The sequence below is a fragment of the Reyranella sp. genome, assembly GCF_965249915.1.
Classification (GTDB): domain Bacteria; phylum Pseudomonadota; class Alphaproteobacteria; order Reyranellales; family Reyranellaceae; genus Reyranella.
Genome location: NZ_OZ252257.1, coordinates 3375334 through 3386840 on the forward strand (window position 1 = coordinate 3375334; position 11507 = coordinate 3386840).

The 11507-nt window shown below is 64.9% G+C and carries 13 protein-coding genes; 7 read left to right on the forward strand and 6 right to left on the reverse strand.

What is annotated here, in order from left to right:
- Window positions 1-59: 59 nt before the first annotated feature.
- Together ACP15H_RS16770 and ACP15H_RS16775 are read right to left on the reverse strand one after the other, a co-directional pair.
- On the reverse strand, window positions 60-818 hold the full coding sequence (locus ACP15H_RS16770; protein WP_425067320.1) for a hypothetical protein: 759 nt from the start codon (window positions 816-818) through the stop codon (window positions 60-62).
- Window positions 819-873: 55 nt separating this feature from the next.
- Window positions 874-1515 carry a glutathione S-transferase family protein gene (locus tag ACP15H_RS16775; protein WP_425067321.1) on the reverse strand — a complete coding sequence of 214 codons (642 nt, stop codon included), beginning with the start codon at window positions 1513-1515 and terminating at the stop codon, window positions 874-876.
- A gap of 64 nt (window positions 1516-1579) precedes the next feature.
- Here ACP15H_RS16775 and ACP15H_RS16780 point away from each other — a divergent pair, with 64 nt between their 5' ends.
- Genes ACP15H_RS16780 through ACP15H_RS16795 form a run of 4 tightly spaced genes read left to right on the forward strand, consistent with a single transcriptional unit; the run spans window position 1580 to window position 4085 of the window.
- Window positions 1580-2608: an aldo/keto reductase gene (locus ACP15H_RS16780; protein WP_425067322.1), complete on the forward strand. Its 1029-nt coding sequence runs from the start codon at window positions 1580-1582 to the stop codon at window positions 2606-2608.
- A 10-nt stretch (window positions 2609-2618) separates the two neighbouring features.
- Window positions 2619-3446: an amidohydrolase family protein gene (locus ACP15H_RS16785; protein ID WP_425067323.1), complete on the forward strand. Its 828-nt coding sequence runs from the start codon at window positions 2619-2621 to the stop codon at window positions 3444-3446.
- A 49-nt stretch (window positions 3447-3495) separates the two neighbouring features.
- Window positions 3496-3723: a hypothetical protein gene (locus ACP15H_RS16790; RefSeq protein WP_425067324.1), complete on the forward strand. Its 228-nt coding sequence runs from the start codon at window positions 3496-3498 to the stop codon at window positions 3721-3723.
- A complete protein-coding gene (locus ACP15H_RS16795) occupies window positions 3720-4085 on the forward strand; it encodes a type II toxin-antitoxin system death-on-curing family toxin (RefSeq protein WP_425067325.1) in 366 nt (121 codons plus the stop codon). Before ACP15H_RS16790 ends, ACP15H_RS16795 begins: the two co-directional genes overlap by 4 nt.
- A 54-nt stretch (window positions 4086-4139) precedes the next feature.
- On the opposite strand, the gene ACP15H_RS16800 is transcribed toward ACP15H_RS16795, so the two are convergent.
- Entirely contained in the window at window positions 4140-4604 is a 465-nt protein-coding gene (locus ACP15H_RS16800) for a CHRD domain-containing protein (protein ID WP_425067326.1), read from the reverse strand.
- A gap of 46 nt (window positions 4605-4650) precedes the next feature.
- Window positions 4651-6396, reverse strand: coding sequence for an FAD-dependent oxidoreductase (locus ACP15H_RS16805; RefSeq protein ID WP_425067327.1), 1746 nt, complete (start codon window positions 6394-6396; stop codon window positions 4651-4653).
- 86 nt (window positions 6397-6482) lie between these two features.
- On the opposite strand from ACP15H_RS16805, the gene ACP15H_RS16810 reads away from it, so the two are divergent.
- From ACP15H_RS16810 to ACP15H_RS16820, 3 genes are read left to right on the forward strand one after another with little or no spacing between them, the layout of a single operon-like run.
- Window positions 6483-7622, forward strand: coding sequence for an amidohydrolase family protein (locus ACP15H_RS16810; protein ID WP_425067328.1), 1140 nt, complete (start codon window positions 6483-6485; stop codon window positions 7620-7622).
- A gap of 1 nt (window position 7623) precedes the next feature.
- Window positions 7624-8472: a DMT family transporter gene (locus tag ACP15H_RS16815; protein WP_425067329.1), complete on the forward strand. Its 849-nt coding sequence runs from the start codon at window positions 7624-7626 to the stop codon at window positions 8470-8472.
- A 13-nt stretch (window positions 8473-8485) separates the two neighbouring features.
- Window positions 8486-9688 (forward strand): pyridoxal phosphate-dependent aminotransferase, encoded by a 1203-nt coding sequence (locus tag ACP15H_RS16820; protein ID WP_425067330.1) that lies wholly within the window; start codon window positions 8486-8488, stop codon window positions 9686-9688.
- A 141-nt stretch (window positions 9689-9829) separates the two neighbouring features.
- Here ACP15H_RS16820 and ACP15H_RS16825 read toward each other — a convergent pair whose 3' ends face one another.
- Window positions 9830-10282, reverse strand: coding sequence for a hypothetical protein (locus ACP15H_RS16825; RefSeq protein WP_425067331.1), 453 nt, complete (start codon window positions 10280-10282; stop codon window positions 9830-9832).
- A 234-nt stretch (window positions 10283-10516) separates the two neighbouring features.
- A complete protein-coding gene (puuE, locus tag ACP15H_RS16830) occupies window positions 10517-11431 on the reverse strand; it encodes an allantoinase PuuE (protein WP_425067332.1) in 915 nt (304 codons plus the stop codon).
- Window positions 11432-11507: the final 76 nt, after the last annotated feature.

An 11507-nucleotide genomic window follows, 5' to 3' on the forward strand; every position in this document is an offset into this window, starting at 1 on the left:
AAACGCCCGCCATCGCCTTGATGCGGTCGCGCCATGCCGCGAGGATTGGTTTGAGAGAGCTAAGGCGGAACGGAAATGCCGGGTCTGACCAGTCGAGCCAGATCTTCCGTCTTGATTATGCAGGCGAATTCAGCGCCAGCGAAACCCAGCAAGTAACCAAAATAGGTACCGAGCCCGTACTCACCCACGCTCCAAACGCCTAGCCGCTGCATGACATCGACGAATCCCTCACGAGGATAGCGCTGGCTGAATATCTTGCCTTGATCCTCAATCGGACCGGCGAGTTGTGCGAATTGCTCCCAGCAGAAATTTGCGGTTGGTTCGATTTCGACCAATTCGCTCAATGCCACATCTCGTCCTGTCTCAGGGTTGACATTAAGCGCGTCCATCCACGCGCTCCCATGAGCACCGCAGCAAATCCAACCGGCGACCAATGCCGAAAGCAAATTCGGTGACCGATACAAGTAACCGCCCAGAGTGTGGACGACTTCGGTCGAGGTCAGCGACTCGATCGGGTCGGAAAAATTCATACTTTCGGTATGCTTTTCCACCCACTCGTTGTAGCGCCGTTCGGCAGTGTTCGTCGGGGGATCGAACACAACATAGGTTGCGTAGATATTGACCTGGAGCCTCGCGTCGTCTCTACGCCGATCGATGATCTTCAGCGGCCCGCACGTGTCTGCAATGATCGACAGGGTTTCCGAGAACCGCCCCTTACTGTCGTAGTCAGCTTGACTACTGACGCAATCCGCCGCGCGAGCGGAGGCAGGCACGATCGCAAGAAAAAAGGCCAGCGCGAGGTAAGAGCGGAAGGTCACTGGGTTAACTATTCCTGCAATCTAGGCAAAAAGAAAGCAGGCAGGTGAGGAGAGTTCAGCGCCCCGCGAACTCCGTATCCTTCTTCGGGATCAGATCGTAGGGCAGCGCGAAGCCCGGCAGCGCCTTGATGCGGTCGCGCCACGCCGCGAGGTTGGGCCGTGAATCGATCGACAGGCCGCCTTCGTGGGCGAAGACCATGCGGCCCCAGCAGCCGATGTCGGCGATCGAGCAGGTATCGCCCACCAGCCATTCGCGGCCGGCCAGAGACTTGTCGGCGAAGTCGAGTGCGGCTTCGGCGCCCGGCCGGAAGAAGTTCACGATGTCCTGCGACACGTCGGGACGGAAGCGTGCAAAATGGCGGACGCGGGCCACGTTGGTGATGGCGTCGTTCTCCCACGACAGCCACTCGCGCGCCTGCCAGCGATGCTGCTCGGTCTTCGGCTCGAAGTGACCGGTGGTGCGCGCGAGATAGTCGAGGATCACGTTCGACATCACCAGCGTGAGGCCGCGATGTTGCAGCACCGGCACCTGGCCGTAGCGGTTGATCGCGAGGTGCGCGGCTTCCTTCTGCACGCCGTTCTTCAGGTTGACCGTGCGGAACGAGAACGGCAGGCCCGAAAGCGCGAGGAAGAGCATCGGCTTGTAGCTCGAGCTCGACGTGAAACTGCCGTGCAGAACGAGGCGCTCGTCGCTCATTTGATCTCCTGTGGCGTTGGCCGGAGGCAATTCGTACTCTCCCCCGTCCTCGGAGGAAACGAACATGACAGCGCTCAAGCGCCGGCACGTCGGAAAAACGAAACTCGAAGTCACCGAGATCGGTCTCGGCGGCGCGCCGATGGGTGGCTTTCGCGCCACCATCTCCGATGCGGAGGCGGTGCAGCTCACCAACGACGGCTACGAGTCCGGCATCCGCTACTTCGACACCTCGCCGTTCTACGGCTACGGCCGCAGCGAGCTGCGCATGGGCGCGGCGCTGCGTGAAAAGCCGCGGCACAGCTACGTGCTCTCGACCAAGATCGGCCGGATCCTGCATGTGCGGAAGCCGGGCGAAGTGCTGCCCAAGGATTTTCGCGAGAACGGCCTGCCGGGCTTCGTGCCCCAGTTCGACTACACCTACGACGGCGTGATGCGTTCGCTGGAGCATTCGCACTTCCGGCTCGGCCTCGACAAGATCGACATCGCGCTGGTCCATGACGTCGACTTCTGGACGATCAAGGACCGCGCGATCCTCGACGAGCGCTTCAAGACGGTGATGGACTCGGGCTTCCGCGCGCTCGACGAGCTGCGCAAGGCCGGCGTGATTTCCGCCATCGGCGTCGGCATCAACGAGAGCGACACCAGCACGCGCTTCATCAAGGCCGGCGACTTCGACTGCATGCTGCTGGCCGGGCGCTACACGCTGCTGGAACAGGGCGCGCTGGAGGAGTTCCTGCCGGAATGCACCCGGCGCGGCGTCTCGGTGATCCTGGGCGGGCCGTACAATTCCGGCATCCTGACCGGCAACGTGAAGACCGGCGCGACGCACGATTATGTTGCCGCGCCGCAGCCCCTGGTCGAGAAGGCCCAGAAGATCGAAGCGGTGTGCCAGCGGCACGGCGTGCCGCTCGGTGCCGCGGCGATGCAGTTCCCGCTGTTCCACCCGGCTTTCTGCTCCGTCATCCCCGGTGCGCTCAGCGTCGCCGAGGTGAAGCAGAACGTGGCCTACATGAACGTGAAGATTCCGGTCGAGCTGTGGAGCGAGCTCAAGCAGGAGAAGCTGCTCGACGCCGCGGCACCGACCCCGAACTGAGGAAGCTCGAATGAAGATCGTCGACGCGCAGATCCACATCTGGTCGCAGACCGTCACGCCGCCCTCGGGCCTGCATCGCAAGGTCGAGAGCTTCACGGCCGAGCAGGCGCTGAAGGAGATGGACGAGGCCGGCGTCGCTGCCGCGCTGATCCATCCGCCCTACAGCTGGGATCCGACCTCCAACCAGCTGGCCCTCGACGCCGCACGGAAATACCCCGAGCGCTTCGCGGTGATGGGCCAGTTCCCGCTGGAAGCCCCCGAGAGTCGCAACCGCATCAAGGGCTGGCGCGACCAGCCCGGCATGATGGGCCTGCGCTGGGCGCTGCTGCAGCCGGCCGAGCAAAAGTGGCTGAACGACGGGCTGCTCGACTGGGTGTGGCCGGCCGCCGAGAAGGAAGGCATTCCGGTCGCGACGATGGGCGGCATCTTCCCCGACAAGTTCCGCGAGATCGCCGAGAAGCACCCGAACCTCAAGATGATCGTCGACCATTGCGGCCTCAACCGTCACGGGCAGGACGAAGAAGCCTTCATCCATCTCGACAAGCTGGTGGCGCTGGCCAAGCTGCCCAACGTCGCGGTCAAGGCGACCGGCGCGCCGCATTATTCCACCAAGGGCTATCCGTTCCGGAACATCCAGGACGGTCTGCACCGCATCTTCGACGCCTTCGGTCCCAAGCGCTTCTTCTGGGGCACCGACATCACCCGCATGCAATGCACCTACCGCCAGTGCGTGACCTTCTTCACCGAGGAACTTCCCTGGCTGAAGGGACGCGACCTCGAGGACGTGATGGGCCGCGGCCTGTGCGAATGGATCGACTGGAAGCTGAAGTTCGACTGACGCGCCTCCCGTCTTGATGTATCATGATGCATCAAGATGGAGGGCGGACATGGCTTCTACCCGAGAGAAATTCGCGACGCAGGTCAATGCCAAGACTTTGGCCGCAGTGCGACGCCTGGCTGAAAAAGAGGGTCGCCAGCTTCAGGCGCTGGTGGATGAAGCGTTGATCGACTTGCTCGAGAAGCGCCGACTTGGCCGACCACGCTCTCATGTGATGGAAGCCTATCAGCGCAGCCATGCGAAGTACGCGGAACTCTACAAGAAGCTGGCGCAGTGAGGGATTACCTCACGCTTGCAGATGTCTTGGCGATTCACGCCGACCAGATTGATCGATACGGCGGATCAACGGGCCTACGTGATCCGGGCCTTCTTGAAGCCGCGCTATTCCGGCCGCAGACCGGCTATTACGCAGACCTTATCGAAGAAGCGGCCGCACTCTGGGAAAGCCTTTCGCAGAGTCACGCGTTCGTTGATGGAAACAAGCGCACGGCCTTTGCAGCGGTCTATACTTTCCTGGCCATCAACAACGTCGAATTGGACGTGCCCCCCGGCGAAACCTACGCTTTCATCTCGAATCTTCACGAGACTGGCAATTTTCGCTTCGATGAACTCGTGAAATGGCTTCGGGAAAAGATCTGAACCTTCGTCTTCACCGCAGCCAAATGAGTGACCAAGGACCTTTTGGTCCGGTACCTACCTTTTAAGCGGCAGGATCTGGCCGCGGATTTCGCCGTCGGGATATTTCTCGGTGAGCACGTTGACGTACCAGAGGCCGGCCAGGACTTCCTTGGCCTGCTGCTCGGTGAGGGTGACGCCGTCGTTCACGGTCGACCGGTCGGCGTAGAACGGGATGTCGATCCAGACGACCTGCGCGGCATTCTGGTCGGGCGCGGCGGGGCCGTAGAGCCCCACCTGGCGGACCGGGCCGCTCAGGCGCACCAGATTGATCCTGTATTCCAGAACCTTGGTCGACGGCCGGTAGGTGGCGGTGAAATAGCCCTCGCCCTTGCTGTCGGTCGCCGGCACCTCGCGCGCACCGCTCAGGTCCGCGCGGAAGTCGGTCTGCGGCAGGTTGGGCTCGCCCATGTTGAACGAGCAGCCCGCGGCGGCCAGCAGGAGGCCGAGCGAGAGGACGAGGCGGCGGGTCGAGCGATGCATGCTCTTCAGTCTACGTCGCCAATCCGCCTGGCGTCCCCGCCCTCGATCACGCTTTGTGATGCACCGGCGCCCGGCCATAGACCGGCGTCGGCAGGCCCTCGAGGCGGGCCTTGAGCTGCAGCGACAGGAAGATCGAATAGAGCCTGGACTGCATCAGGTTGCCGCCGTGGAACCACAGGTTCTCCTGCGCGGTCGGCTTCCACATGTTGCGCAGCTCGCCCTCCCAGGGGCCGGGATCCTTGGCGGTGCCGGAGCCGAGGCCCCAGCACTTGCCGACCTTGTCGGCGACCTCGGGCGAGATCAGCTGGGCGGCCCACTGGTTCATCGAGCCGTAGCCGGTGGCATAGACGACGAGGTCGGCCTTCAGTTCTGTGCCGTCGTTCAGCACGACCGACTCCTCGGTCAGGCGCTCGATCTCCACGCCGGACTTGAGCTTGATGCGGCCGTCGGCGATCAGCTCCGAGGCGCCGACGTCGATGTAGTAGCCGGAGCCGCGGCGGAGATACATCGGGCCGATGCCGGTATTGTCCTCGCCGAAGGTCAGCTTGAAGCCCGCCTTCTCCAGCCGCGCGTAGAAATCCGCATCCTCGTGCCGGATCCGCTCCATTACCGGCTGCGCCACCGTCGGAAGGGCGCCGTACGGCATCGAGGCCGTGGTGAGGTCGGCAATCTCGGTGGTGATGCCGGAGGCCACCGCTTCCTCCGAATAGAGCGGCCGGTTGCGCGCCAGCGTATCGGCGCGCACGACCAGCGTGGGCGAACGCTGCAGCAGGGTGACGTCGGCGCCGTGCTCCCACAGGTCGGCGGCGATGTCGTGCGCGGAATTGTTCGAGCCCACGACGACGCAGGTCTTGCCGGCCCAACCCTCGCCGCCACGATGGTGGCTGGAATGATGCTGCTTGCCCTTGAAGCGCTCGGCGCCGGGAAAGTTCGGAATCTCCGGGAAGCCCGACATGCCGGTCGCGATGACGAGCTGCTTCGGCGTCAGCGTCACGTCCTTGCCGTCCCGATCGACGACGACCGTCCACTCGCCCTTCTTCTCGTCGAACGACGAGCTCTTGCACCTGGCCGACGACCAGTAATCGAGTTCCATGATCTTCGTGTAGGACTCGAGCCAGTCGCCCATCTTGTCCTTGGGCGTGTAGATCGGCCAGTGATCGGGGAACGGCAGGTACGGCAGATGGTCGTACCAGACCGGATCGTGCAGGCAGAGCGACTTGTAGCGATTGCGCCAGGCATCGCCCGGCCGTGGATTGCTGTCGACGATCAGGGTCGGGACGCCCAGCCGCTTCAGGCGGGCGCCGAGCGCGATGCCGCCCTGCCCGCCGCCGATCACCAGCACGTAGGGCTGGCGGTCGTAGCCCAGTTCCTTCGCATCGGCCTTGCGGCGGTCGGTCCAGGTCACGCGATCCTTGAAGGCGCCGTGCTGCGTGCCGTTCTCGCGCGACGGCCCCTTCTTTTCCTCGAAGCCCTTCAGCTCCATCAGCGCGGTGAAGAAGGTCCAGGCCTTGCCGTCCTTCAGACGGACATGCCCGGTGCCGCGGCCCTGCGCGGTCTCGAAGGTGAACCAGCCCGGCCGGCCCGACAGCTCGAAGGACTCGGGCTTCACATCGCCGAGGCGCGCCTCGAGCATTTCAGCAATCGCAGAGCGGCTCTCGAGCGTCACGATGTTCCAGGTGAAGGCGACGAGGTCGCGCCAGTAGCATTCTTCGGCGAACAGCGCGGTCGCGGCATCGATGTCGGATCTCTTCAACGCGGACGCAAACTCGGTAAGCCACTCGGTTTCGGTCATTGTCATCCCATTGCGACGGACAGGCAGGCGGCGCACTCTAGAAGAAGGACGACTCCAGAGGAATGGGCGCCCGGGAGGAACCAACGATGAAATACGACGTGATTTCCGCGGATGGGCATATCGACCTGATCTGGCTGCCGCCGGATCTCTTCACCAGCAACGCACCCGCATCGATGAAAGGGCGCATGCCGCATGTCGTCGACGGGCCCAAGGGACCGGAATGGACCAGCGCCAACGGCGCCAAGTTCGGACTGGTCAACGGCATGGGCTCGGCGGGACGTGAGTACGTGCCGGGCATCATCCATCGCTCCGACCGCATGGCCTCGACCGGCCTCTACAGCGACGGCAAGAAGGGCATCCGCCGCCTGACCGAGGTCGACCATCGCCTGAAGGACCAGGACCGCGACGGGGTGCAGGCCGAAGTGCTGTATGGCGTGCTGGGATCGAGCGGCCGGCTGAACGATCCGGAAGCCGCGATCGTCATGCTGCGCATCTACAACGACTGGCTGCACGATTTCTGCACGCAGGCACCCGACCGGCTGGTCGGCCTGGCCAATATCCCCAACTACGACATGGAGGAGTCGGTCGCCGAGGCGATGCGGTGTGCCAAGCGCGGCGTGAAGGGGCTCGACATCGCCAACCGTCCCGACATGACGCCGCTCTGGGATCCGTTCTGGGAGCCGCTGTGGAAGTTCGGCCACGAGACCGGCATCCCGCTGCACTTCCACACGATCGGCGGCCGCTCGCCCGACGTCACGAAGTTCACGCCCGAAATCCAGCGCCGCATCTTCGCCGTGCACATCACCGGCTTTCAGATGCACATGAGCACCATGCTGATGGGCCTGATCTATTCGGGTGCTCCCGCGCGCTATCCCAACCTCAAGATCGTGATCGGCGAGGCCGGACTCGGCTGGATCCCCTATGTGCTGCAGCACATGGACCTCGAATGGGAAGACCAGTTCCAGGACCTCGACCTCAAGATGAAGCCTTCGGAATATTGGCACCGGCAGTTCTATGCCACCTACCAGACCGATCCGGTGGGCATCGAACTGCTGCGTCATCTCGGCGAGGACAATGTCATGTGGGGCTCGGACTACCCGCATCCCGACGGCATCTGGCCCGACAGCCAGGATTTCCTGGCCCGGGAACTGACCGGCGTCTCGCCCGAGGTGAAGCGCAAGATCGTGCGCGACAATGCGATGAAGCTCTACGGGCTTGCGAACTGAAATGGCCCGGGAGGGCGGAGCGGCGCGCACCGCCCTCCTGATCGTCTTCGCGATGCTGGCCTTCGCCGGCAACTCGCTGCTGTGCCGTGTGGCGCTGCGCGACACCTCGATCGACGCCGCGAGCTTTACCTCGATCCGCCTCGCCTCCGGCGCGCTCATCCTGTGGATCCTGCTGCGCTCCCGCGGGAAGCGGCCGCTGGCGGCGGGCAGCTGGCCGATGGCGGCCATGCTCTTTGCCTACGCGGTCTGCTTCTCCTTCGCCTATCGCGACCTCACCGCCGCGACCGGTGCCCTGCTGCTGTTCGGCGCGGTACAGCTCACCATGACCGGCTACGGGCTGTTCGCCGGCGAGCGGCTGAAAGGCCTCCGCCTGGTCGGTGTGTTGATCGCCATCGCAGGCCTCGTCTGGCTGCTGCTGCCCGGCCTCTCGGCGCCGCCGCCGCTGGCGGCGGGGCTGATGCTGGCGGCCGGGCTCGCCTGGGGCATCTATTCCCTGCTGGGACGCGGCGCCGGCGATGCCACCGCGGCGACCGGCGGGAATTTCATACGCGCCGTCCCCTTCGCCGCGATCCTCAGCCTGGCGGCCGCGACGGGGACCAGCCCCGACCAGACCGGCCTGATCTACGCGGTCCTCTCGGGCGCGGTGACGTCCGGGCTGGGCTATGTCCTGTGGTACGCCGCGCTGCCGGCGCTGTCCGCCACCTCAGCCGCGACGATACAGCTATGCGTGCCGGCCATTGCCGCGCTGGGGGGCGCGGTGCTACTCGCCGAGCCGATCACCGCGCGGCTGCTGCTCGCGTCGGCGGCCATCCTGGGCGGCATCGCGCTCACCATTCGCAAGAAGAGCTGAAGCAAGGGGACACATGTTCGAGGTTGCCGATCGTCTGAAGAACGTGAAGGTGTCGGCCTCGGCCGCGATGACCCGCAAGGTGCGCGATCTGCGCGCCCAGGGCGTGAAGATCGTGGGCCTGTCCTCGGGCGAACCCGACTTCCCCACCCCGGCCCATGCCATCGAGGCCGCGCACCAGGCGGCGCTGGCAGGTGACACCAAGTACCCGCCGCAGGACGGCGTGAGGTCGCTCAAGGAGGCGATCCAGCGGAAGTTCAAGCGCGACAACCATCTCGACTATGCGCTGGACGAGATCATGGTCTCCAACGGCAGCAAGCAGATCATGTACGACGCGCTGATGGCCAGCGTGAATCCGGGCGACGAGGTCATCATCCCCGCCCCCGGCTGGATCTCCTACGCCGACCAGGCGGTGATCGCCGGCGCGAAGCCGGTGTCGGTCTCCTGTCCGGAGAACAATCAGTTCAAGCTGCGCGCCGCCGATCTCGACGCCGCCATCACGGCCAAGACCAAGTGGGTGGTGCTCAACTTCCCCAACAACCCGACGGGCGCGGTCTGCTCGCCGGCCGAGATGCGCCAGATCTGCGACGTGCTCCTGAAGCACAGCCACGTGCTGGTGATGGCCGACGATGTGTACGAGCATCTGGTGTACGGCGACGCGGTCTTCAGCACGGTGGCCGAGGTCGAACCGGCGCTCAAGGATCGCACCCTGACGGTCAACGGCGCGTCCAAGGCCTATGCGATGACCGGCTGGCGGGTCGGGTTCGCGGGCGGTCCGCGCGCGATGATTGCGGCCATGACCAACATGCAGGGCCAGATCGGTTCCGGCATCTCGACGATCGGCCAGGCCGCCGCCGCTGCGGCGCTGAACGGCCCGCAGGATCTCCTGAAGGAACGCGCCGCCGACTACCAGAAGCGCCGCGACGAGGTCGTGGCCATGCTGCGCGCCGCCAAGGGCATCACCTGTCACCTGCCCGAAGGCGCGTTCTACGTGTTCCCCAACATCGCGGGCTGTATCGGCAAGACGACGAAGGGCGGCAAGAAGATCGCCAGCGACACCGATTTCGTCACGGCGCTGCTCGAGGAAAAGCATGTCGCCACGGTGCAGGGTGCCGCCTACGGCATGAGCCCCTATTTCCGGATTTCGTACGCCACCGACATGGCGAGCCTGCGCGAGGGCTGCACGCGCATCCAGGAGTTCTGCAGCGAGCTGCATTGAAGATTCCGTCGTCTCGACCGAAGCCGAGCGCAGCGAGGCGTAGCGGAGAGACCTTCTCTCGACGATTAGCCAGCTTTTGGTGGAGAGAAGGTCTCTCCGCTGCGCCCCTTCGGGGCTTCGGTCGAGACGACGGCCCTGGAATTAGAGGGCGTTGATTTCCCGCACCTTGGTGGTGAGGCCGAGCTTGCGGTTGCACAGGGGCCAGTGCCAGGTCTCGCCCTGGTCGAACATCACCCATGAGGTGAGGGCGGCGGCCTTCTCGTAATCCTGTGCCGCCTCGATCGCTTCCTGCGGCGTGAGCACCGTGCCATCGCGGCGCTGCTGCAGGGTGATGTAGGTGCGCGCCGTGTACTGGAAGCGGCCGTGATAGGACCCCCGCCCGCCGCTGATGCGGGTCGAATGCGGGCCCCAGCTTCCGCTCTCGCAGACCGCAAGCGCCTGCACGACCTCATCCTTGCGCGACTGGACGTACAGCTCGTGCTCCGTCGGGCCTTGCGGCACAGCGGCCGTCTGCGGCGGCTTCCTCGCGCATCCCGGCCCGACGCAGAGCGCGGCGAGCAGGATCGACAGAGTGGCGGGATGAAGAGTGTTCACGGCCCGTCATTGTTCACACGAATTTATCCCCAGGGTAAACCCCGGCCGCCCGGCGGCCGGGCGGGATTTGCAGCGACAGCGCAGGCCCAGCCGCGACCAGACCGATGTCGATGAAATGACGGCCGGCCGGGCTTAAATGGTTCCTCGCGACGTTGGCGGCGCCCGCCCGGCGTCCCGCGGCGCAACCGGGCCGCGAGTCTTTTCGTGTTTCAATTGTAACGGCGCCGCCCCGAATCAGGCTTTGGCGGCCGGATGCGTCTCGATCCAGTGCCGCGCGATCTCCTCGCGGGTGGCGACCCAGACCTTGGGCTTCGACGCCACATAATCCAAGAAGCGCGCCAGGGTGGCGGCGCGGCTCGGGCGTCCGGCGAGGCGGCAGTGCAGCCCGATCGACATCATCTTGGGCGCGCGCGCGCCCTCGGCATAGAGGACGTCGAAACTGTCCTTCATCGCCTGCAGCCAGCCGTCGCCCGCGGTGAAACCCGGCGCCACCCCGAACTTCATGTCGTTCACTTCGAGCGTGTAGGGAATGATCAGGTGCGGCTCGGTGCCGACCTTCACCCAGTAAGGCAGGTCGTCGGCATAGGAATCGCTCGAATAGAGGAAGCCGCCATGCTTGATGACGGCTTCGAGCGTGTGCAGGCCGAAGCGGCCGGTGTACCAGCCGACCGGCGCGCGGCCGGCCGACTGCTCGATCGCCTTCACCGCCTTCCGCATATGGTCGAGTTCCTGCTCGAGCGTGAAGTCCTTGTAGTTGATCCAGCGCCAGCCATGGCTGGCGACCTCGTGCCCCGCCTCGGCCATCGCCTTGCCGGCCGCGGGATTGAGCTCCAGCGCGCGGCCGACCGCCCAGGAGGTGAAGCGCATGTTGCGCTCCTGGAAGAGCCGCAGGATGCGCCAGAAACCGGCGCGGCTGCCATATTCGTACATCGATTCGGTCGAGAGATCGCGGCCGCCCTCGATCGGCGTGCCGCCCGGCGTCTCGGTGAGAAAGACCTCGGAGGCGGCATCGCCATTGAGGATCGTATTCTCCCCGCCTTCCTCGTAGTTCAGCACGAAGCTGACCGCGATCCGGGCATCGCCCGGCCACTGCGCATGCGGCGGGTTGGGGCCGTAGCCGATCAGGTTGCGGTCGAGATGGTTGTGCATGAGGCCCCCGGAAACGCGGCGCCCAACGGTCGGGCGATTGAAGCGCGACTATGGCGCGGCTATAGCTCGCGCGACA

Coding starts and splice junctions, on each gene's coding strand:
- ACP15H_RS16820 (WP_425067330.1), top strand. CDS start 8,486: ATGTTCGAGGTTGCCGATCGTCTGAAGAACGTGAAGGTGTCGGCCTCG.
- ACP15H_RS16790 (WP_425067324.1), top strand. CDS start 3,496: ATGGCTTCTACCCGAGAGAAATTCGCGACGCAGGTCAATGCCAAGACT.
- puuE (WP_425067332.1), bottom strand. CDS start 11,431: ATGCACAACCATCTCGACCGCAACCTGATCGGCTACGGCCCCAACCCG.
- ACP15H_RS16775 (WP_425067321.1), bottom strand. CDS start 1,515: ATGAGCGACGAGCGCCTCGTTCTGCACGGCAGTTTCACGTCGAGCTCG.
- ACP15H_RS16810 (WP_425067328.1), top strand. CDS start 6,483: ATGAAATACGACGTGATTTCCGCGGATGGGCATATCGACCTGATCTGG.
- ACP15H_RS16815 (WP_425067329.1), top strand. CDS start 7,624: ATGGCCCGGGAGGGCGGAGCGGCGCGCACCGCCCTCCTGATCGTCTTC.
- ACP15H_RS16805 (WP_425067327.1), bottom strand. CDS start 6,396: ATGACCGAAACCGAGTGGCTTACCGAGTTTGCGTCCGCGTTGAAGAGA.
- ACP15H_RS16780 (WP_425067322.1), top strand. CDS start 1,580: ATGACAGCGCTCAAGCGCCGGCACGTCGGAAAAACGAAACTCGAAGTC.
- ACP15H_RS16800 (WP_425067326.1), bottom strand. CDS start 4,604: ATGCATCGCTCGACCCGCCGCCTCGTCCTCTCGCTCGGCCTCCTGCTG.
- ACP15H_RS16785 (WP_425067323.1), top strand. CDS start 2,619: ATGAAGATCGTCGACGCGCAGATCCACATCTGGTCGCAGACCGTCACG.